Source organism: Dactylosporangium sp. NPDC000521, assembly GCF_042898305.1.
Classification (GTDB): Bacteria; Actinomycetota; Actinomycetes; order Mycobacteriales; family Micromonosporaceae; genus Dactylosporangium.
The window spans coordinates 154,095-175,582 of sequence record NZ_JBIAYW010000017.1; the positions used below are offsets into that span (position 1 = coordinate 154,095).

At 74.6% G+C, this 21,488-nt stretch carries 16 protein-coding genes and 1 tRNA gene; 3 read left to right on the forward strand and 14 right to left on the reverse strand.

The window, feature by feature from the left end; translation table 11 throughout:
- Positions 1-5 precede the first annotated feature (5 nt).
- Positions 6-266: a hypothetical protein gene (locus ACFY3L_RS40235; RefSeq protein ID WP_389336934.1), complete on the reverse strand. Its 261-nt coding sequence runs from the start codon at positions 264-266 to the stop codon at positions 6-8.
- Between the two features lie 352 nt (positions 267-618).
- On the opposite strand from ACFY3L_RS40235, the gene ACFY3L_RS40240 reads away from it, so the two are divergent.
- Positions 619-1,059 carry a TIGR03618 family F420-dependent PPOX class oxidoreductase gene (locus tag ACFY3L_RS40240; protein WP_389336936.1) on the forward strand — a complete coding sequence of 147 codons (441 nt, stop codon included), beginning with the start codon at positions 619-621 and terminating at the stop codon, positions 1,057-1,059.
- Between the two features lie 45 nt (positions 1,060-1,104).
- On the opposite strand, the gene ACFY3L_RS40245 is transcribed toward ACFY3L_RS40240, so the two are convergent.
- The 5 genes from ACFY3L_RS40245 to ACFY3L_RS40265 form a co-directional block, all read right to left on the reverse strand.
- On the reverse strand, positions 1,105-1,854 hold the full coding sequence (locus tag ACFY3L_RS40245) for a GNAT family N-acetyltransferase (protein ID WP_389336939.1): 750 nt from the start codon (positions 1,852-1,854) through the stop codon (positions 1,105-1,107).
- Positions 1,855-2,051: 197 nt separating this feature from the next.
- Positions 2,052-2,684, reverse strand: coding sequence for a dihydrofolate reductase family protein (locus ACFY3L_RS40250; RefSeq protein WP_389336942.1), 633 nt, complete (start codon positions 2,682-2,684; stop codon positions 2,052-2,054).
- Positions 2,685-2,946: 262 nt separating this feature from the next.
- Positions 2,947-5,523 carry an FtsX-like permease family protein gene (locus tag ACFY3L_RS40255; RefSeq protein WP_389336945.1) on the reverse strand — a complete coding sequence of 859 codons (2,577 nt, stop codon included), beginning with the start codon at positions 5,521-5,523 and terminating at the stop codon, positions 2,947-2,949.
- Entirely contained in the window at positions 5,520-6,185 is a 666-nt protein-coding gene (locus tag ACFY3L_RS40260; RefSeq protein WP_389336948.1) for an ABC transporter ATP-binding protein, read from the reverse strand. The genes ACFY3L_RS40255 and ACFY3L_RS40260 overlap by 4 nt, the downstream gene beginning before the upstream one ends.
- A 356-nt stretch (positions 6,186-6,541) precedes the next feature.
- Positions 6,542-7,324, reverse strand: a complete 783-nt coding sequence (locus tag ACFY3L_RS40265) for a phosphotransferase (protein WP_389336951.1) — start codon at positions 7,322-7,324, stop codon at positions 6,542-6,544.
- 26 nt (positions 7,325-7,350) lie between these two features.
- Between ACFY3L_RS40265 and ACFY3L_RS40270 the strand changes: the two genes are divergently transcribed.
- Positions 7,351-8,220, forward strand: coding sequence for a hypothetical protein (locus tag ACFY3L_RS40270; RefSeq protein ID WP_389336955.1), 870 nt, complete (start codon positions 7,351-7,353; stop codon positions 8,218-8,220).
- A 130-nt stretch (positions 8,221-8,350) separates the two neighbouring features.
- On the opposite strand, the gene selB is transcribed toward ACFY3L_RS40270, so the two are convergent.
- The 3 genes from selB to ACFY3L_RS40285 all read right to left on the reverse strand — a co-directional run bounded on the left by selB (position 8,351) and on the right by ACFY3L_RS40285 (position 11,617).
- Positions 8,351-10,135, reverse strand: coding sequence for a selenocysteine-specific translation elongation factor (selB, locus tag ACFY3L_RS40275; RefSeq protein ID WP_389336958.1), 1,785 nt, complete (start codon positions 10,133-10,135; stop codon positions 8,351-8,353).
- A 1-nt stretch (position 10,136) separates the two neighbouring features.
- Complete coding sequence (gene selA, locus ACFY3L_RS40280) at positions 10,137-11,498, reverse strand: L-seryl-tRNA(Sec) selenium transferase (RefSeq protein WP_389336961.1); 1,362 nt, start codon at positions 11,496-11,498, stop codon at positions 10,137-10,139.
- Positions 11,499-11,523: 25 nt separating this feature from the next.
- Positions 11,524-11,617, reverse strand: a tRNA-Sec gene (locus ACFY3L_RS40285).
- Between the two features lie 53 nt (positions 11,618-11,670).
- Here ACFY3L_RS40285 and selD point away from each other — a divergent pair.
- On the forward strand, positions 11,671-12,678 hold the full coding sequence (selD, locus tag ACFY3L_RS40290) for a selenide, water dikinase SelD (protein ID WP_389336964.1): 1,008 nt from the start codon (positions 11,671-11,673) through the stop codon (positions 12,676-12,678).
- A 39-nt stretch (positions 12,679-12,717) separates the two neighbouring features.
- Here the strand turns inward: selD and nrfD are convergent, their stop codons facing one another.
- The 5 genes from nrfD to ACFY3L_RS40315 form a co-directional block, all read right to left on the reverse strand.
- The gene (gene nrfD / locus ACFY3L_RS40295; RefSeq protein WP_389336967.1) at positions 12,718-13,899 is read right to left on the reverse strand and encodes an NrfD/PsrC family molybdoenzyme membrane anchor subunit; all 1,182 of its coding nucleotides are present in this window, start codon (positions 13,897-13,899) and stop codon (positions 12,718-12,720) included.
- On the reverse strand, positions 13,896-14,897 hold the full coding sequence (locus ACFY3L_RS40300; protein ID WP_389336970.1) for a 4Fe-4S dicluster domain-containing protein: 1,002 nt from the start codon (positions 14,895-14,897) through the stop codon (positions 13,896-13,898). The genes nrfD and ACFY3L_RS40300 overlap by 4 nt, the downstream gene beginning before the upstream one ends.
- Positions 14,894-18,112 carry a formate dehydrogenase gene (fdh, locus tag ACFY3L_RS40305; RefSeq protein ID WP_389336972.1) on the reverse strand — a complete coding sequence of 1,073 codons (3,219 nt, stop codon included), beginning with the start codon at positions 18,110-18,112 and terminating at the stop codon, positions 14,894-14,896. The genes ACFY3L_RS40300 and fdh overlap by 4 nt, the downstream gene beginning before the upstream one ends.
- Positions 18,113-18,213: 101 nt before the next feature.
- Positions 18,214-19,761, reverse strand: coding sequence for a DUF2334 domain-containing protein (locus tag ACFY3L_RS40310; RefSeq protein ID WP_389336975.1), 1,548 nt, complete (start codon positions 19,759-19,761; stop codon positions 18,214-18,216).
- 60 nt (positions 19,762-19,821) lie between these two features.
- On the reverse strand, positions 19,822-21,360 hold the full coding sequence (locus ACFY3L_RS40315) for a sigma-70 family RNA polymerase sigma factor (protein WP_389336978.1): 1,539 nt from the start codon (positions 21,358-21,360) through the stop codon (positions 19,822-19,824).
- Positions 21,361-21,488: the final 128 nt, after the last annotated feature.

The following is a 21,488-nucleotide window of genomic DNA, read 5'->3' on the forward strand; positions in this document are numbered from 1 at the left end:
CCTGCCTACCGCCAGGTGTTCGCTTCTTCCTCGTTCCAGATGGACAGCTCGTGCCCATCTCCGTACTGCTCGACCACGCGCTCGTATGCCTCGTCGACATCTCCGGCGAAGACGCTCAGCGGGATCCGATTGCCGTCTCCGAGGTCGATCCAGCCGATGTACTCGCGCGTCTCCGGCTCTTCGGCACCGGCATGATGCCTCCGGCGGCTGGGCTCGGGACTCTGAGGGCGGCTACCGGGTCGGAAACGGGGGTCTTCGATGCTCACGTCTCTCTCCGGTTCCGAGTAGCCGTTCAGGGCGTTATGTGGCCGTGTAGTAGCGGTGCTCGCCATTGCCCTTGAACCTCGCGTGGTCAGGGCAGAAGTCGCACCTGTGCCACCCGAGAGTCATGCTGCCCAGATACCAGGAGGCAGCTTGCAGCCGCGCCCTGGCCGCACCGTCCAGGCGCCGGGAATCACCACCCTGGATCCCGAGCTCCGGGCCGAGCCAGCCGATGGAACGGAGCGTCCAAGACGACGGCGACAGCGCGGCCGCCGTGCCACCTTCCGTGAAGGTCGTCGAGGCGATCCACCAACGACGCCGAGGTCTGAGCGTCGGCGGGGTGGGTAGGGTGGCGGCATGACGACGATCGAGGCGGGGCTGCGGCGGGTGGCGGAGCTGGCCGGGCGGGAGCACTGGCTGGCCGTGCTGGTGACGATCAGGCCGGACGGCGAGCCGTCGACGTCGGTCGTCAACGCCGGGATCCTGCCGCACCCGACCACCGGCGAGCCGGTCGTCGCGCTGGTCTCCCGCGGTGACACGGCCAAGCTTCGTAACCTGGCCGGTCACCCGCGGGCCACGCTCGTCTTCCGCGCCGGCTGGGAGTGGATCTCGGTGGCCGGGCCGGCCGAGGTCGTCGGGCCTGAGGCTGGCGCCGAGCCGCTCCGGCTGCTGCTGCGCGACGTCTACCACGCCGCCGGTGGCGTCCACCCCGACCTCGAGGAGTACGACCGCGCCATGGTCGAGGACGGCCGTGTCGCCGTGCTGATCCGGCCCGAGCGCTTCGCCACCAACTCCTGACCGGCGGCGGCCCGGGCATCCGCCAGGACCGCCGCGGGGTGATGGTCAGGACATCGTCATGTACAGCCGCTCGCCGGCTCGCTCGAAGCCGACGCGGGTGTAGACACGCCAGGAGTCCTCGCCGGAGGCCTCCAGCCAGGCGAGGTCCACGCCGGCGGCGAAGAGGCGGGCCGTCACCTCGGCGGTGATGGCACCGGCGAGGCCGCGGCGGCGGTGCGGCGTACCGACGGCGATCCCGGCGACCTCGCTCACCCCACCGGCGGGTGGGACCGCCTGGCCGCCGCCCGCGCACTCATCGGCGGTGACCGCCATGACGGCGATGCCACCGGCCTCCTGCAGGCGGCGGATCCGTGCCACATCCTCCGGGGACGCGACGGGCTCGGCGCCGAACGCGGCGTTCTGCGCGCGGATCAGCGCCGCGAGCAGCTCGTCGGTGTCCGGTGTGCGCAGCTGGTACGGGCTGGGCACGGCCGGTGTGCGCAGCGTCGACGGGCGGCAGCACAGGTACGTGTGCCGCGCCTCGATCACGAAACCGGCGGCGAGCAGCAGCCCTTCCAGCGACGGGGCGCAGCCGGTGACGTACTCCAGCCGGGGCGTGCGGTCGGCGGCCCGGAACGCCGCGACCAGGTCGGCGACGTCGCCGGCGGTGATCGGAGCGTCGGGGTGAGGGGTGGCGTAGTTGATGCTGGGGCTCGCCGTCGCCGGGTCGAGCCCGAGCACGAACGGCCCGACCCGCACGGGGGCGGGGCGGTTGGAGAGGTTGACGACGACGGACTGCTGGATGCGGGCATCCAAGGACAAGGTGATACCTCAAGACGTGAGAAGACCAACGGTGGGCGAACAACACCTGGGGCCGCCCAACGCACGCGTCGTCACATCGACGCTCAGGCGGCCGCTCGGCCTACCCGGATCACAGGCTTCAGTCCCTCGTGCACCAATGTCCACGCGGTCTGCGTGGTCGGCTGCCACAGTCCCCCACCCGAGGCCCGCTGTCAAGCGACGTCGTACAGCAGGTGCGTGACGCGGTCGCCCTGCACGATGCGGGACGGGTTGCCCAGGGTGATGGGCTCGCTGGTGCCGACGGCGCCGAAGAACGGGCGGCCCGAGCCGAACACGACCGGCACCACGTGCAGCACGATCTGGTCGATGAGGCCGAGGCGCAGCGCCTGGCCGCCGATCTGGCCGGCCGCGACGTCGACGATGCGGCCGGGGCCGGCCAGCTCCTGCGCCTGCTCGATCGCGGCCGCGACGCCGCCGGTCACGAACGTGAACGGCGCCGTGCCCGCGTGCTTCCAGTCGGCGGGCGGGGTGTGGGTGACGACGAAGACGTGCTCGCCGGCGGGCGGGACGCCACCCCATCCGTCGGTCAGGTCGAACAGGCGCCGCCCGATCACGACGGCGCCGATGTTCGGGTACACGGACTGGACGAAGTACTTCGACGCCTGGGTGGTGCGGCACGGCTCGTCCTGCCGCGGCGACCACCGCCACTCGGCGTCGCCGTTGCCGAACCAGTCGAACAGCGGCCCGACGGTGTCGTCGTCGCGGGCGATGAACCCGTCCAGCGACACCACCGCGCCCATCTTCACGTGCCCCATGCCCGCGCCCCTTCCTGCCAGGTCGTCCACGGGACACACTATCGACGTCCGGGCCGTGCCCGGGCGACGGCGCGCGGGTCGCGCATCCTTCCACGACCGCCGTCGCCTCGGCACTACAGCCCGCTCGGCGGTGGACCGGAAACACCATTCGTCTTATACAAGAATGGAAGCCTTATTGCAATTGATATCGTTCCCCCGTTGACGAAATCTGCGAATCGGCGCCATCGTGACCAGTGCCCAACCTCCAAGCAAGGTCGTCTATGCATTTACAAAGTGGTGCGAATTTGCGAGCTCAGTCGATCCGGCGCACGAGGCTCACCGGTCGGGGGCTGGTCACCCAGCCGCCGACGGCGGCGATCAGCACCGCCACACCACCCGTGCCGAGCAGCAGGAGCCAGGCGAGCGGGCTCGTCGGCACGCCCATCGCCCGGGTCTGCGCCGGACTGATCGCCACCAGCGCGAGCACGCCGAGCACGACACCCAGGCTCGCGGTGACCGCCGAATACGCCGCGGTCAGCGCGCGGCGGAAGCGGGCGGTCGCGCCCACCGCGGCGAGCGTCGCGAACTCCGGGGCCAGCTCCCCTCCGGCCAGCCCGACGGCGAGCACGGAGACCACGGCGGCCAGGCCCAGGAGGATGGTCGCGCAGGTCATGAGGACCGTCCCGAGCTGCCGGGTGCCGGGGTTGCCGCGCTCCACGTACAGGCGGCCGTAACCGCCGCTGTCGGCGCTGAGCAGCCCCCTGGCGGCGTCCTCGGCGGCCTCGGACGGGCGGCCCACGCCACGCATCAGGTACTGCACCTGCGGGTGCTGCTTGAACCCCGCGGCCCGGGCACCCTCCGGCGAGATGTAGGCGTAGGGCACCTCGGAGTACACCTTCGCGTCGGCGGCGACGACGGCGGCGAGCGAGCCGGGCTGCCGGCCGTCCCCGGCCCGCGGGTCGCGGTCCCAGGTGCGGACCGTGCCGCCGTCGACGACCTGCCCGGACAGCGCGAGGACGCTGCCCTGCCGGTAGGCGGCCGACTCGGCGTCCGTCAGCGGCCGGCCGAGCACGACGGCCATCTGGTCCGGCTCGACGATGCCCAGGTACCAGAAGTTGGTGTCGGGGAACCCCGCCCGCTGGATGCAGGCCCGCGGGTCCTGCCGCGGGTCGCGGTAGCAGGCCACCGCCGGGCTGTCGACGGCCAGCAGATAGGTGTCGGTCCCGTTCCCGTCGGCCGGCATGGCCAGGTTGATCCTGGCGACGCCGGTCGCGCCGAGGCGGCGGGCCATGTCGGTCACGGTGGTGCGCGGCAGGGTGTCGTGCGTGTCGACGACCGTGGCACCGTCGGGCGCGGCGGGACGGTAGCCGGCGGCGGAGCGCTCCGTCAGCCCGCCGGCGCCGAGCATCACCAGCCCGGCGACGGTGACGACCGCGCCGATCGCGGCGATGAGTGCCGCGCCGCGGCCGGGTGCGGCCGCGTGCGAGCGCAGGGCGACCCGCATGCCGGGCCGGGCAACCGCCGCCCAGCGGGCCAGTCGCGGCACCGCCACCCGGATCAGCGCCGCCGCGGCGACGACGGTCACGAACGCCGCGAGCGCGGTCAGGGCCAGGCTGGCGGACAGGGTGGCCAGGCCGAGCAGCACCAGCGCGGCGCACCACGCGATCGAGGTCCAGCGGCGGGTCCGCCGCACCGCGCGCAGCCCGGTGGCCGACGGGCGCTCGTGCAGCGCCGTCCAGGGGTCCATGGTGGCGGTCTGCCGCCCGGCGAGCCATGCGGCGAGCACCGGGCCGGCCAGGCCGAGCAGCACGAAGAGGGTGAGCATCGTGCCGTCGAAGCGCAGCTGCGTCCACACCTGGTCGAGGCTTCTGCCGACGCGCGGATAGGCCAGCGCCGCCGCGCCGACGCCAGCGCCCATGCCCAGCGCGGTCGCGACCACGCCGAGGACGAACCCGTTGCAGGTCAGGACCAGCCGCCGCTGCGCCGGGCTGGCGCCGGACACGGCGAGCAGGCCGATCTCGCGGCGGCTCGAGCTCGCCGCGACGGCGAACCCGGCGCCGACGAGCAGCGTCGCCAGCGCCAGTGTCAGCAGCGTCAGGCCCAGGGTCAGCGTCGGCAGCTCGCCGATCTGGTCGCTGCCCTTGCCGGCGAAGTCGTCGCGGGTCAGGGTGCGCCAGCCCGCGCCCTGCAGGGCCTGCCGTGCGGCGCGGGCGTCCACGCCCGTCAGGTGCCACGCGATCGTGGCCTGTCGCGGGTCGCCGCCGGCGCCGGGCTGGGCCGCGATCGCGATCGCCGTCGGCACGGTCAGGAGGGCGAAGGCCCGGGTGGTGTCGGCCCGGTCGAGCACGATGCCGGTCACCGTGAGCTCCCGGCCGTCGACCGTGACCGTGCTGCCGATCCCGGCGGAGAGCCGGCGGGCGACGGCGGCGGACAGCGCGGCCTCCCCGTCGGTCTTCGCCAGCGATCCGCTCTCGATCGTGAACCGCCCCTCATGCACGGGGCTGGTGCCGTCCAGGCCGAAGCTGGACCCGGCCACCTCCCGCTCACCCTTGACGAGGCGGGAGTCCTGGCTGACGACGGGCTCGACGTCGCGCACGCCCGGGACCAGGCCCCGGATCGTCTCGGCGCCTCGGCGCAGCGCCTCGGCCGGCGGCAGTGCCTGCCCCGCCAGCCCGCCGGGCAGCTCGGCACGGAGCACGGCGACGCCCAGGCCGCGGGTGGCGAACTCGTCCCCGCTCGGCACGGCGGTCGACGTCAGCGTGCTCACCAGCGTGGCGAGGGCGAGCGGCACCGCGATGAAGGCGGTTAGCAGCACGGTGCGGCGTGGCGTCCTGCGCAGGGACCGGCCGGCGATCCGCAGGGCGAGGCGGAAGACGCGCAGCCCTCTCACTGGGCCTCCCCGGCCGACACGTCGATCGTGCCGTCGCGCATGGTCACCACCCGGTCGGCGCGGGCCGCGACGGCGGCGTCGTGGGTGACCATCACACAGCCGGCGCCCCGGTCGACCAGGCGGCGGAGCACGTCCAGCACCGACTTGGCGGTGGCGGAGTCCAGCGCGCCGGTGGGCTCGTCGGCCAGGATCAGGCTGCGGTCGCCGGTGATCGCGCGAGCGAGCGCGACCCGCTGCTGCTGGCCACCGGAGAGCTGGTCGGGGAACCGGTCGGACTCGCGCGCCATGCCGACCGCGTCGAGTGCGGCGAGCGCGCGCCGCTTCGCCTCCGACCGGCGCACCCCCGACAGCTCGTCGGGCAGTGCCACGTTCTCCGCCGCGGTGAGGGTGCGCATCAGGTTGTAGTCCTGGAACACGTATCCGATGGCCTTGCGCCGCAGGCTGTGCAGCGCCCCGCCGCGCAGCTCGCTCAGCGGCGCACCGGTCACCCTGACCTCGCCGCGGTCCGGTGGCAGCAGGCCGCCCGCGATCGCCAGCAGGGTGGACTTGCCGCAGCCGCTCGGCCCCATGACCGCGACCAGCTCGCCCGCCGTGACCCGCAGGGAGACGCCACCGAGGGCCCGGACGTGCGACGATCCGCTCTTGTACGACTTCTGAATCATGGCCATCTCCAGGATGGCCGGCACACCTGCTGGCATCAGCGCGCATTCCCCGTCGAATAGGCGATCATCATGCAGAACAGGGGCGGGTTCCGGGCCACTGTCACTGGTCCGGAACCCGTAATACTAGCGGTCTGCACCGCGCCGATCAGGCCCAGGCGATCCAGGCCGAAACGATGCCGTTGGAGCAGGAGCCGTTGGTCTTGCGGTACTCCAGGTTCGAGTTGAACGCGTTGGCGCTTATGCCATGGCGCCGAGGAACCATCCCGCGTGGCCGCATTGACGGATTCCAATAAGGTGAACGATTTTCAGGCCACCTGGGACAGGAACTGCACCGAGCTGGGTTCACCCCGCAGGGATCAGTCGTCGCCGGCGTCGGCGTCGGCCGACAGGAAGCGCTCGGCGGCTCGGACGTACTCCGGGACGCCGTACGCGATGTCCTCCAGCGCCGCGCACCGGGCGAAGAAGACGACCCGCTCGCCGAACCCGGGGTCGGTCGGGCCGCCGTAGACGTCGAGCACCGCGGCCAGGAAGTCGGCGCCGAAGTCGCGGTACAGCCGGGCGAAATCCAGCGCGGGATCGGCGACGGCCGCGTCGGTCCAGTCGATGACCCCGGTGACCGCGCCGTCGCGCTCCAGGATGTGCTCGGCGCCGAGGTCGGCGTGTGCCAGGACCCTGCGGGGCGCGGGCGCCGGGACGCCGGCGTGCAGCCGGTGGAGCAGCTCGGCCGGGCCGTCGAGGTCCTCCAGCCACTCGGCCGGGTCGGCGTCCTCGACCGGCACCAGGCCGCCCACCTCGGCCGGATCGATCGCGTGCAGCTCGCGCAGGAACCGACCGATCGGCGCCGCCAGCGCCGCGGGCGCCTGCCGGCCCAGCAGCGGGCGGCCGGGCAGCAGCGGATAGGCCAGCACGCCCGTCTCCTCGTCGGCGAACCGCACCGCCGGCACAGGCAGCGACACCCGTCCGGCCAGCGCATCGAGCAGCGCCGCCTCACGTCGTACAGTGGCCGCCTCCGCGACCCGGAGGACCAGGTCGCCGGCGAGGAACGCCGTGTTGTCCAGGCCGCTGCCGAGCTCGGTGACCGCGCCGCCGGCCAGCTCGGGAACGTGTGTCCGCAACGCTCGCAGCGCGCGCTCTCGCATGTCGGGCTCCAATCGGGTCGGCCGGGTTGGATAATCTTGGACAGTGTCCCCTGCCGCGGCCGCCGCGGTGCTCCGAGCAGGCGCTGCCCGCGCCGTCCGACGACCTCCTGGCGGTGGTCGAGGCCCGCACGGCGCTGCTGTCCCGCGACGGGCCCTACCGGGACCCGGACCAGACTGAGCGGGCACAGGGGCGGGCCGCCGCGCGGCTGCTGCTGGCGGGGTCCGACGACGTCACCGATGTCGTCGGTGCGTTCGGCTGCCTGGGGTACGACACCGCCCACAGCGTCGACGCCGCGACCGGGCGCCGCTACAGCATGTTCTCCATGAGCGTGACCGACGCGCCGGCCTGGGGGCTCGTCCTCGCCGACCGGTCCGCGCCGCCGCGCTACGTCGTCGAGGTGCCCCACCCCGGCTCCGACACCGACACCGACAAGCTCGGCGTCGCCCTCTACCGCCTCGTCCCCGGCAGCGTCCTGCTCATGGCCGGCGCCCATCGCGCCGCGGGGCACGGCGCCGCGGACGTCGCCCACAACGACATGTCGATGTTCCATGTCCTGGCGACGGAGCTGGCCCGCGGCGGCCTGAGCCAGGTGCAGCTGCACGGCTTCGCCGACGAGCACTTCCCCGGCGCGCAGGCCGTCGTGTCGACCGGCGCGGGCCGCGCCTCTCCCCTCGCCCGCGAGGTGGCATCCGGCCTGCAGGACGCGGGCGTCGTCGTCTGCCGCGCCTGGGCCACCACCGGCCGGCTCGCCGGCACCACCAACGTCCAGGGCCAGGCCGCCGACGACCTCGGCGCGCAGTTCGTTCACATCGAGCTCGGCCGATCCGTCCGCGGCGACCCCGGAAGCCGCGACGCCGCCGCCCGCGCCATCGCCGGCCGGCTGCTCCCCCACTGACCCGCCGACCCCGTCGGCGCCGTTGCGGCCGGGTCGAGGTCAGGCTCGCGCCGGCACCGACTCGTCCCGCGACCGGGCACGTCGCACCGGTCACCGTCGGCGGCCTGATCCGGCACTGAGCCCGGCGCGCTCAATGCGTCGCGGCGGGCGAGGTCATGTCGTGGCGGCCGTCGGGCAGGCGGACGGTCACGCCGTTGCGGTCCAGCAGCTCCAGCAGCGGCACGGCCACGCGGCGGGTCGTGCGCAGTGCCTGGCGCGCCTCGCTGAGGGTGAACGGCCGGGGCAGCCCTCGCAGGATCCGCTCGGCGACGTCCAGCGCGTCCGGTGCCAGCAGGACCGAGTCGCCGACGCGGCGCAGTGCGCCGGCCCGCACCACCGCGGCGACCTCCCGATGGCCGAGGCCCAGCTCCGCGAGCCGGTCGGCGTCGGGCGCGGCGAACGGGTCCTCGGCGAGGTCCGCCCGGATCCGCTCGACCGCCGCGGCGAGCGGCGCGGGCAGCCCGGGCGGGCGCTCGGCGCGGCCCACCCGCCCGGCGCGGGCGATCAGCGGCGGGCCCACCAGTGCCTCCACCAGCGCCCGGTCGGGCAGTTCCAGGGCCTGGCGGAGCGCCTCCACCGGCGCGTCCGGCTCGAGCGGGTGTTGTCGCGCGTACCGGTCGACCTCGTCGCCCAGCCGGCGGCGCAGGTCGTCGCGGTGGCCGGGGTCGACGAGCCAGTCGCCGGCCAGCGGCTCGTACGGTGGCGGCACCCCCATCCGGCGCAGCTCCGCCCGCCGGACCGTCCTGCGGCGGCGGACCTCGCCCGCCGGGTCCGGCCGCCCGTCGAGCGTGGCGAGCACGGCGGCGCGCTCGGCCGCGGCACCCCGGCGGCGCAGCGGCGGCGGGGCGACGTCCAGGACGGTCACGCCGCCGGCCACCCTGTGCGCGCCCCCGTGCGCGCCCGGGTCGCGCAGCAGCGCACGGTCGCCGACGTGCAGCGGCACCGGCCGGGCCAGCCGCAGCCGCGCCGTGTCGGGGCCGAGCGGGCGCACCCGCACCGGCACCGCAGCCGCGCCGAGGTGCAGCACCACGGCCGCCGGCAGGTCGGCGACCTGACCGCCGGTGACCCGGACGTCGACGAGGTCGGTGAGGAGGAACGCGTCGGGGGTCAGCAGCGCGTCGCCCCGCCCGACGGCGCCGCGGTCGACGCCACGGAGGTTGAGCGCCACCCGCGCGGTCGCCGCCACCGACCCTTCCGGCGTGCCGAGCGCCTGCAGGCCGCGGACGCGGACGGTCCGGCCCGACCCGGCCAGCTCCAGCTCGTCGCCGACGCTCACCCGTCCGGCGCCGAGCGTGCCGGTGACCACGGTGCCGCTGCCCCGGATGACGAACGACCGGTCGACCCAGAGCCGCACCGGCAGGTCCACGCCGGGCGCCGGGAGCGCCGCCACCATCCGGTCCAGGGCGGCGCGGAGGTCGTCGAGGCCGGCGCCGGTCGCGCCGCTGACGGCCACGGCCTCCACCTCGCCGATCGACGTGGCCGCCAGCTCGGCGCGGGCCCGTTCGAGGGCCGGCCCGGGGTCGGCGAGGTCGGCGCGGGTCACCGCGAGCACGCCGTGGCGCACGCCGAGCGCGTCGAGGGCGGCCAGGTGCTCGGCCGACTGCGGCATCCAGCCACCGTCGGCGGCGACCACGAACAGCACGGCCGGCACGGGCCCGACGCCGGCCAGCATGTTGGGCACGAACCGCTCGTGCCCCGGCACGTCGACGAACGCGACGGTCGCACCGGAGGGCAGCGCCGTCCACGCGAACCCCAGGTCGATCGTCATGCCCCGGCGCCGCTCCTCGGCCCACCGGTCCGGCTCCATCCCGGTCAGCACCCGCACCAGGGTGGACTTGCCGTGGTCGACGTGGCCGGCCGTCGCGATCACCCGCACGTCAGGTCTCCCGCGCCACATGTACGACGGCGGCGACGACCAGATCGTCGCCGTCCTCCGGCAGGCAGCGCGGGTCCAGCAGCAGGCGTCCGCGCTCGACCCGGCCGACGACTGGGGGCTCGCCGAGGCGGAGCGGCTCCGCGTACACCTCGGGCAGCGCGACCGCCGCCGACGGCAGCCGCACTTCGGGCGCGCCGCCACCGCCCGCCACGGCGTCCGCGTCGACGACCTCGCTCGCGACCCCCGCCGCGGCCAGGCGCTCGACGAGCCGCCCGGCCCGCCGCCGGACCTCCTCCACCGGCGCGTGCAGCGCGACCCAGGTGGGCGTCGGCGGGCCGGCGAGCGTCGCCTCGAGCGCGGCGAGGGTCAGCTTGTCCACCCGCAGCGCCCGGGCGAGCGGATGCCGGCGCAGCCGCTCGACCAGGCCGGCGTCGCCGAGCAGCAGCCCGGCCTGCGGCCCGCCGAGCAGCTTGTCGCCACTGGCGGTCACCAGGCTCGCACCGGCACGCAGCGCGGTCGCGGCGTCGGGCTCGTCGGGCAGCAGCGGGTCCGGCGCCAGCAGGCCCGAGCCGATGTCGACCACCAGCGGCGGCCCGAGACCGGCCAGCTCCCCCACGCCCGCCGCGGCGACGAAGCCACGCATCACGAAGTTCGACGGGTGGACCTTCAGCACCAGCCCGGTGCCGGGGCTGATCGCCGCCCGGTAGTCCGCGACGGTCGTGCGGTTGGTGGTGCCGACCTCCCGCAGCCGCGCGCCCGTGGACGCGAGCAGGTCGGGCAGGCGGAACCCGTCGCCGATCTCGACCAGCTCGCCGCGGCTGACGACGATCTCCCGGCCGGCGGCGAGCGCGGTCGCGGCCAGCACCAGCGCCGCCGCGCCGTTGTTGACGACGTGCACCCCGCCCGCGTCCGGGACGGCGGCGGCGAGCGCGGCCATGGCGGTGCGCCCGCGCCGGGCCCTGCGGCCGGTGCCGAGGTCCAGCTCCACGTCCGTGTGGCCGGACGCGGCGACGACCGCCTCGACCGCCGCTCGCGACAGCGCCGCCCGGCCGAGGTTGGTGTGCAGCACGACCCCCGTGGCGTTGAGGACGCGGCGCGGCCCGGCCGGCCCGGCGGGCAGCGCGGCCACGGCGGCATCGGCGACGTCACCGGGTGTGATCTCGCCGCGCCGCGCCCGCTCCTGCGCGTCCCGCACGGCCGCCTTCACCCTGGTCCGGCCCAGCGCCGTGGCCGCCGCCTCCAGCCGCGGATCGGCCAGCACCACATCGGTCCGCGGCACCGCACGCCGCGGGTCGGCCCGGTGCGGGCCCGGCGTCACCGCCGGTGCGGGCGGCGCGGGCCGTTGCGGGTCGGGCGACGTCATCGTCACCTCCGGTGGGTGGTGTCAAGCGGAAGCGGACGGGAATCGAACCCGCCTGACCCGGATTCCGGGCCACTCCGGTTTTGAAGACCGGGAGGGGCACCAGCCACCTGAACGCCTCCAACGGGGCACGACATCACAGGCGATTCGTGGCCACTCGTGCAACAGTATCGGGATGGTGACCGTGCGGCAGGTCAGGCTCACGCAGTACGCGCACGGAGGTGGCTGTGCGTGCAAAATCCCACCCGGCGAGCTGGAGTCGGTGGTGGCCGGGCTGACCGGTCCGACCGGCACCGCCGGCCCCGGTGAGCTGCTCGTCGGCCTCGACGACGGCGACGACGCCGCGGTGGTCCGCACCGGACCCGGCACGGCGGTCGTCGCGACCGCGGACTTCTTCACGCCGGTGGTCGACGACGCGTACGACTGGGGGCGCATCGCCGCCGCCAACGCGATGTCCGACGTGTACGCGATGGGCGGGCACCCGGTCGTCGCGGTGAACCTGCTGGGCTGGCCGCGCGAGGTGCTGCCGATGGAGCTGGCCGCCGAGGTGCTGCGCGGCGGGCTCGACGTCGCCCGGTCCGCCGGCTGCCACGTCGCGGGCGGGCACAGCGTCGACGACCCGGAGCCGAAGTACGGGATGGCGGTGACCGGCCTCGCCGACCCCGACCGGCTGCTGCGCAACGACGCCGGGCGCGCCGGGACCCCACTGACGCTGACGAAGCCGCTCGGCGTCGGCGTGCTCAACAGCCGGCACAAGGCGACCGGCGAGGTGTTCCCGCACGCGGTGGCGGCGATGACCGAACTGAACCGGGACGCCTCCGCCGCCGCGCTCGCCGCGGGTGCCGGCTGCGCCACGGACGTGACCGGCTTCGGGCTGCTCGGGCACCTGCACAAGCTCGCCCGCGCCAGCGGTGTCACCGCGTTCGTGGAGGCGGGCGCCGTGCCGTACCTCGACGGCGCCCGCGACGCGCTCGCCGCCGGGTTCGTCAGCGGTGGCACCCGCCGCAACCTCGACTGGGTGCGCCCCCACGGCGACTTCGGCCCGACCACCACCGACGAGCTGCTGCTGCTCGCCGACGCGCAGACCTCCGGCGGGCTGCTGATCGCCGGCGAGGTGCCCGGCTACCCGGTGATCGGCGAGCTACGCCCCGCCACCGACGGCGTCACGATCATCGTGCGCTGACCGGCGCCGCCGATGTGACAGCCGCAGCGTCGACTGCCGTCATCGGCCCGGGGCCGGCTCCGTACGGCGGGCGCGCTGGGGGACGACGGTGTACTTCGGATCGCGGGCCGATGCCAGGCCACCCTCGAAGATGCCGAACCGGGTGGCGACCGACGCGCCCAGCAGCGCCGCGCCGGAGAGGGCGGACACCACCCTGCTGCGCCGGCCGGCGAGCGCGCCGAGCACGCCCACGACGGTGAGAGCCCGCCCGGCGCGCAGCAGCCTGCCGGCGCGGCCCTGCCGGTGCGGCTCGCTGAGCAGCCCGAGGCGCGTCTCGATCCGCTGGGAGCCGACGAGCTCCAGCGCCGCACCGGCGACCGCCATCCGGACCGCGGGCCCGGACTCCGCGCACGGCGCCCCGATCAACCCGACCGCGGCGCCGCTGGCCAGGGCGCTGCCGGCGAAGACGATCGGCAGGTCCGGGTACGCCTCGTGCCAGGACGGCGTGGCCGTGTCGGCGAGCAGGACCGCGGTGTAGGTGGCCAGCGCCGGGCCGAGCGCCGCGGCGGCGAACCCGGCGGCCCGGCCGGTCGCCGGCAGCGCCCGCCGGGCCAGGCCCAGCGGCCCGCGGCGCGGGAGCCAGGGCGCCGCCTCGGCGACGGCGGCCAGCCCGGCCGCGGGTCCGAACGCGGCGAGGATCCAGGTCCCCATCGACATCGGCGAGGTCGGCTTCGCCACCCGCAGCATGTGGTGGAAGCGCTCCGGGCGGCCCAGGTCGTTGACGAGGAAGTACGTGCTCGCGCCGAGCGCACCCAACGCGGCCACCCGGCCGGCGCGGCGGGTCGCGGGCCGGCCGCTCACGTCGGCGCCGGCGGCCAGCAGCGCCGAGCCGGCCGCGAGCCCGCCGGTGAACAGGTACGCGGCGATGTCGTGCTTCCAGACCGCCGCCTTGACGATGGGGCGGCCGTAGTACGAGCGGAAGTCCGCCCGCGGCACCCGCAGCTCCTCGCGCTCGCCCCGCCCTCCCCCGCGACGTCCTTCCCCGCGCTGCCCGTCGCCCCGCCCCCTGTCGCTCTGCCGCCTGTCGCTCTGCGGACCGGAGCCCTGCGGGTCATCGACATGCGGACTGATGCCCTGCGGAGCAGTCGCCGACGGTACGGTGCCGGCGCGGCGGGGCTTGCCGGCCAAGGTCCGGACCAGGTCGCCGAGGCCGGTGCGGCGCGGCCGGCCGGTGGCGCTCATCGCCGCCCGCCGGCGAACGCCGCGACCGCCGCCGCCGCCATCGCGAGCGCGGCGAACCCGGCCCGCCGCCACATCGCCGGCAGGTCGCGGGTCGTGACGACGGGGTCCGGCGGCAGGCCGTACACCTCCGGCTCGTCCAGCAGCAGGAAGAACGCGCCGTCGCCGCCCACGCCGTCGCCGGGGTCGTCGCCGTACAGCCGCGCCTCGGGCACCCCGGCGGCGTGCAGCTGCTCGACCCGCCGCCCGGCCCGCTCGCGCAGCTCGGACAGCGGCCCGTACTGGATCGACTCGGTCGGGCACGCCTTCGCGCACGCCGGGGTCAGGCCGTCGCCGATACGGTCGTAGCACAGCGTGCACTTCCAGGCGCGCCCGTCCTCCTTGCGCTGGTCGATGACGCCGTACGGGCAGGCCGGGATGCAGTAGCCGCAGCCGTTGCAGATGTCCTCCTGGACGACGACGGTGCCGAACTCGGTGCGGAACAGCGCGCCGGTCGGGCACACGTCCAGGCACGCCGCGTGCGTGCAGTGCTTGCAGACGTCCGACATCATCAGCCAGCGCAGGTCGCCGCGCTCCTCTGCCGGCCGGTGCCCCGGCAGGTCACGACCCGGCATACCGAGGAACTGCGTCGTGCGGGCGGCGGCCTCCGGCTCCACTGCGGCCGGCACGCCCGGCGTGGTGCCGGTGTCCGCCGTGGTCGCGGCCGCAAGCACGTCCGCGGTGGCTGACACGGCGGAGTCCGCGACCGGGCGGTGGCGGAGGGGCTGCTCGATGAAGGCGACGTGCCGCCACGAGTTCGCGGTCAGCCCGCCGGTGTTGTCGAACGACATGCCGAGCAGGTTGAACCCCGCGCCGGGCACGCCGTTCCACTCCTTGCACGCGACCTCGCACGCCTTGCAGCCGATGCAGATGCTGGTGTCGGTGAAGAACCCCACCCGATCCGGCGCGTCGGTGTAGCCCGCGTCGGGTGCGGGGTCCAGCGGACCGAAGAGACTGTTCATCCCGGCTCCTTCGAGACCTGGCCGGCGCGGCGGCGGTACCCCTCGACGTACGCCAGCAGCGCCGGACCCGTCGGCCGCCGGCCGGGCTGGACGTCGCACGTGCCCACCTTGCTCTCCTGGATGAGCACGTTCGGGTCGAGCGTGATGCCGATGAGGTCGTTCGCGGAGTCGCCGGTGGTCAGTCCCGCATATCCCCAGTGGTACGGCATCCACACCTGATGGACGCGCCGCCCGTCGATGCGCAGCGGGGTGAGCCGGTCGGTGACCATCACCCGCGCCTCGATGACGGCGCGGGTGGTGACGATGTGCGCCCAGCCCAGGTGGGTGAGCCCACGCTCGCCCGCCAGCTCGGGCGACACCTCGACGAACATCGCCGGCTGCAGCTCCGACAGCACGGACAGCGTGCGGCTCATCCCGCCGGCGGTGTGGTGCTCGGTGAGCCGGCTGGTGCTGAACACATACGGGAAGACCGGGCTGCCCACCGGGTTGGCCGGGTTGTCGGCGCGGTCGTAGATCTTGCGCGTCGGGTTGGCCTGCTGCCCGTACAGCGGGTTGCGTACGGGCGACTCGGCCGGCTCGTAGTGCGTCGGCAGCGGCCCGTCGACGAGCCCGCCCGGCGCGAACAGCCAGCCCTTGCCGTCACCCTGCTGGATGAACGGGTCGTCGCCGGCGAGCGCGTCGGGGCCGCTGGCGCCTTCCGGCGGCTGGTAGTGCGGCGGCTTCGTCTTCTCGAAGTCCGGCACGTCCGGCCCGACCCACTCGCCCCGGCCCGCGTCCCACCGGATGTACGCCTTGCGCTCGCTCCACGGGTTGCCCTCCGGGTCGGCGGAGGCACGGTTGTACAGGATGCGCCGGTTCATCGGCCACGCCCAGCCCCATTCGAGGGCGACCTCGTCCTGCTCGGTGCGCGGCTTGCGGCGGGCGGCCTGGTTGACCCCGTCGGCGTACACGCCGCTGTAGATCCAGCAGCCGCCGGCGGTGGTGCCGTCGTCGCGGTACTCCAGGAAGCTCGACAGCGACCGGCCGGTCGCCACCTCGTACCCGTTGATCTCCTTGAGCACCGCCTCGGCGCTGGGCTCGTCGTGCTCGCCGTGCACCGGGTAGTCCCAGGCGAGGTCGAGCAGCGGCCGGTCCTTCGGGTCGGTCGAGCCGGCCAGGCGCTGCCGGACCAGCCTGCCCAGGTGGTAGAAGAACCACAGGTCGGAGCGGCAGTCGCCCGGCGGGTCGAGGGCCTTCTCCCGCCACTGCAGCAGCCGCTGGGTCTGGGTGAACGTGCCCTCCTTCTCCACGTGGGAGGCCGCCGGGAGGAGGAACACCTCGGTGCGGCACTCCTCGGGCACGATCTCGCCGCTGTCAATCTCCGGGCTGTTCTTCCAGAACGTCGCGCTTTCGATCTCGTACAGGTCGCGGACGACGAGCCAGTCCAGGTTGGCCATGCCGAGGCGCTGCGCCTTGCCGTGCGCCGAGCCGACCGCCGGGTTCTGCCCGAGCAGGAAGTAGCCCTTGACCTTGCCGTCGATCATGTTCAGCACCTGCTGGTAGGTGCCGTGGTCGCCGGTCAGCCGGGGCAGGTAGTCGTAGCACCAGTCGTTGTCCGCCGTGGCGGCGTCGCCCCAGTACGCCTTGAGCAGGCTTGTCGCGTAGGAGCGGGCGTTCGCCCAGAAGCCCTTCTGCCCGGGGTGGCGGATGCTGTCGATCCACTGGTCGAACGTCTCGTGCTGCTCGTGGTGGGGCATCGGCAGGTAGCCGGGCAGCAGGTTGAACAGCGTCGGGATGTCGGTGGAGCCCTGGATGCTCGCGTGGCCGCGCAGCGCCATGATGCCGCCGCCGGGGCGCCCCACGTTGCCCAGCAGCAGCTGGATGATCGCGCCCGTGCGGATGTACTGGACGCCGACGCTGTGCTGCGTCCAGCCGACCGAGTAGACGAGCGCGGTCGTACGCTCGCGGCCGGAGTTGGCCGTCCACGCCTCGCACACCGCGAGGAACTGCTCCGGTGGCACGCCGCAGACCTGCTCGACGACCTCCGGCGTGTACCGCGAGAAGTGCCGCTTCAGGATCTGGTACACGCAGTACGGGTGCTGGAGCGTCTCGTCGCGCTGTGTGTCCGCCGGTACGGGCGGGCCGTGCGACTCGTGCCGCAGCCCGCCGCCGGTCTCCCGGTGCGCGTGCATGTCGTGCTGGTCCGCCGACGTCTCCTCGTGCCCCGCGTACTGCCAGCTGGTCGGGTCGTAGGTGCGCAGGTCCGGGTCGAAGCCGGAGAACAGCCCGTCGAGGTCCTCGGTGTCGCGGTAGTCGTCGCTGACGATCGTGGCCGCGTTGGTGTACGCGAGGACGTACTCCCGGAAGTCCAGCTCGTTGCTCAGGATGTGGTTGACCACACCGCCGAGGAACGCGATGTCCGACCCGGCGCGGAGCGGCACGAACGTGTCCGCGAGCGCGCTGGTCCGGGTGAACCGGGGATCGACGTGGAACACCTTCGCCCCACGCTGCTTGGCCTCGACCACCCACTGGAAGCCGACCGGGTGGGCCTCGGCCATGTTCGAGCCCTGGATGATGATGCAGTCAGCGTTGGCGAGATCCTGCTGGAACCCTGTGGCGCCGCCGCGACCGAAGCTGGTCCCCAGACCGGGGACGGTGGCGGAGTGTCAAATACGGGCCTGGTTCTCGATCTGGATGGCGCCCATCGCGGTGAACAACTTCTTGATGAGGTAGTTCTCCTCGTTGTCCAGCGTGGCGCCGCCGAGGCCGGAGATGCCGAGTGTCCGGTTGAGCGGCCGGCCGTCCTCGTCGGCGGCCTCCCAGCTCTGCTCGCGGGCGGCGAGCGTCCGGTCGGCGATCATCTCCATCGCCGTGTCGAGGTCGAGATCCTCCCATTCGGTGCCGTACGGCCGGCGGTAGCGCACCTTCGTCTGCCGCAGCGGGCTGGTGACCAGGCTCTTGCTCGCCGACCCCTTCGGGCACAGCCGGCCGCGCGAGATCGGGCTGTCCGGATCCCCCTCGATCTGGGTGACCCGCCCGTCCTTGACGTAGACGCGCTGGCCGCAGCCGACCGCGCAGTACGGGCAGACGGATCTCGCCATCGAGTCGGCGGTCTCGGTGCGGGCGGTCAGGGCGGCGGAGCGGCCCGACTTCGCCGCGGCGCCGCGGCCCAGCGGGTCGGTGCCTGTGAGCTGCCGGTACACCGGCCAGCCTTCGATCCAGGTGCGGATGCCCACGAAACACCCCCTTGCTGCACGCCTCGCCCCGACCCTAGGTCACTACCCAGCGATCGGCACCCCGAAGCGCACGTTTCCGCTTCACAGGAGTTCACAGAAACTCACAGGAGGGACGTCGCCGGCACGAAGGTGTAGCCCAGCCGCTGGATGCCGTCGACGAGCTCCGGCAGGTACTGCAGGCCGAGGAACGGGTGGTAGAAGAAGCTCGCCACGTTGTCGCGGACGACGAGCTGGCGGCGCGCGGAGGCGATCAGGTCCGCGGCGAGCCGCACGCCGTGCTGGTTGAACCGCTGGGTGGCGACGTTGCCGAGCGTCTCCGGGATGACCGGCGTCCCGTAAGCGTCCTGCACCGGGTACGGGAAGTACTGGCTGACCGACCGGGTGCCGGCCGGCGTGCCGGACAGGACGCCGGAGAAGTACAGGACCTGCTCGTAGCGGGCCCGGACACCCGGCGCCGAGGCGATCGCCCGGTAGTCGGCGGCGCTGGCCGTGTAGTGCGGGAACTCCCAGATGTCGGCCTGTGTCAGCCCCGCGGCGGTCCACTCCTGGCGGGCCGCGGTGAGCCGGCCGAGCGCCCATTCCGGCGAGTCGTCCTGGACCGGCCCGTCCAGCTGGACCACACCGGCGTCGTCGACGTGGGCGCGGTAGAACTCGTAGTCCTCGGCGCTGACACCGTACGGGTTGCGCACACCGGCGAGGCCGTGGGTGTAGCCGTGCATGATGAGCGTGCCGCCGTGGTCGCTCATGTACCGCAGCGCGTCGACGACCGCGGGCGTGCCGCTCAGCGGCCGGTGTACGGGCACGCCGCCGGAGTACACGCCCGCCCAGTCGTCGTACACCGCGAACACCGCCACCGCGAAGGGGATCTTGCGGGCGGACAGGAAGTCGGCGATGGCGCGCAGCTGCGCGGGGTCGGAGTGCGGGCCGACGTCCTCGATGCGCACCAGCGCCCGGTGCCGGTCCGGCGCCTGCGGGTCGAGCAGCGCGTAGAGCAGGTCGGCGAGGACCAGGTACCGGTCGTCGAACGTCACGTACGTCAGGGGCACCTCCGTCAGGTACGTGAGCGCGCCCACCCGTACCGCATACGGAGCCTCCGAGCCGTCGGGCTGGACGGCGCCGGCGAGCGTCGTCGCCTTGGCGTCCGGCGCGACGCCGACGCGGACCGTGGCGCCGGCGGCGGGGTTGCGGGTGAGCTCCGTCCCGCGGTACCGGACGGCCGACACGGCGGTCTCGTCGATGGTCGCGGAGTCGAGTCCCGTGCCGCCGTACTTGCCGATGAGCTGCCAGATGTTCGCGCCCATCCACAGCACGGGCGCGCCGCCGGCCACGTCGGCGAGGAACGCGTCGGGCAGCGGCTCGTCGTACGTCGACCCGATGTAGATCGTCAGCCGGTGCCGTGCGGCGCTGCCCCGCGCGTACCTGGTGACCGGCGCCGCCTCCCACTTCCCGAAGTGGGACGCGAGGTTGCCGGCCTGGACGGCGTACAGTTCGCCGAGGTCACCGAACGGCCCGGTCGTGTCGTACAGGACGAGCACCCCCGACGGCGGCGGCCCTGACGGCGCCCCGGCCGGTGGCTTCGACCCGGGGCCGCACGCGGCGAGCAGCACGCTCGACACGACGATCGCGACCACCGTGCCCCGCAAGCCCACCGTCCTGACGGTAGTTGCCGCCCCCGCGGCCCGGCGCCGATTCGGCGGGATCGGCGGGGCTCATGACAGCGGCGGGCGCACCCGGAACGCGCTGTCGGCGCGGAACGCGGCGCTGCCGTCCGCCTGGTCGACCCACAGCTCGTCGCCCTGGCGGTGCACGAAGTGGCCGCGGTAGTTGGCGGACTCCAGGAAGACCTCGCCGGTGTCGGTGACGGTCGGGCAGAACGTGGCGTCGCCGCGGAACACGAAGCTGCCTTCGTCGTGGCTGAGCCGCAGCCGCCACGACTGGTGGCGCAGGTACTGCCCGTTCGCCGAACGGAACGAGAAGCACGCCGCGTCGGACAGGCCCGGCACGACCTCGAACGTCGCGGGGCCGCTCGCGGTGACGAGGGCGCCCAGCTGGCCGGTCGTGCCGAGGTACCGCCCGGGGACGGCGCCGGACTCCAGGGACACCGGTCCGAGGTGCAGCGCTGCGGGCGGCGTGGTGTCCGGCGGAGGTGTCCGGGACGGTGCGGTCACCGCCGGGGGCTTCGGGTCAGGGCGGCCGGGCTGCCAGGCCACGACCGCGGTAGCGGCGCCGGCCAGGACCGTCACGGCGGCCGCGACCTTGGCGACCGGGACGCCCGCCAGCCACCCGGCGGCAGCGGGCGTCCCCGCCACGGCGGCAGCGGAAGCCCCGGTCACGGCGGCGGGCGGCCCGCCGACGGCAGTGGCGCCGGCGGCAGGAGCGGCGAGGGCGCCCGTAGCCGGGGGTACGGGTGCGGCGGCGGCGGACGTGGCGGTCGGTGCGGTGGTGGGCAGGCCGTGGGCGGCGAGCGCGGCGGCGAGGGTCACCGGCACGGGCAGCAGCGCGAGCCCGGTCAGCAGCCGCTCGGTGTCGACAAGGTCCTCGGCGGCGCCGGCGCACGTGGCGCAGGACCGGGTGTGCCGGCCGATCCGCTTGCGCCACAGCGGGCCCGGGATGCCGTCCCAGTCCGCGACGAGGGTGCTGAGCCAGGGGCACCGCGGCCGGGCGTCGAGCGCGGCGACCAGCGTGCGGGCCTGCTCCAGCCGGCGGCGCAGGCGCTGTACCCGTACCCCGGCGTGCGCGACGCTCACGCCGAGCGCGGCGGCGAGCTCGGCCCGGCTCAGCTCCTCGCCGACCTCCAGCCACCAGAGCGACCACAGCAGCCGGTCGTCGGGGTCGAGCCACGCCACCGCCTGCCCCGCCTGCCGCCGCTGCGCCGCCAGCTCCAGCCGCAGCATGGTGAGGTCCTCGAAGTCCCCGGCATCGGCCGCACCGGCGACGTCGTCCAGCGCCGTCCGCCGCCCGGCGGCGACCCGCTCCCCGTGCAGGTGCGTGGCGGCCTGCCGCACAGCGATCGCCGCGATCCAGGCCCGGAAGCTCCCCGGCTCCCGCAGCGACGGCAGCTGCCGCAGCGCCCGCACCATCGCGTCCTGCACGACGTCGTCCACGGCGGCCGGATGCCCCGCGAGCGCCCGCCGCACGATCGAGTACACCAGCGGCAGGTGACCGGCGACGAGCCCGTCGAGCGCCCGGTCGTCACCGCCCTGGGCCGCGACGACCAGCGCCGCCTTCCTGGTGCCTGCCCTGCCCATCCGCCTCACCGATGCCCGTCCAGTCAGGCGACCAGCATGCCAGCGCCGCCGCGCCCACGCCACGGCCCGACGGCACCAGATGACCACAGGTTTTGTGTTATCCGCGCGGCCCCTGCCGGGTCGCCGCG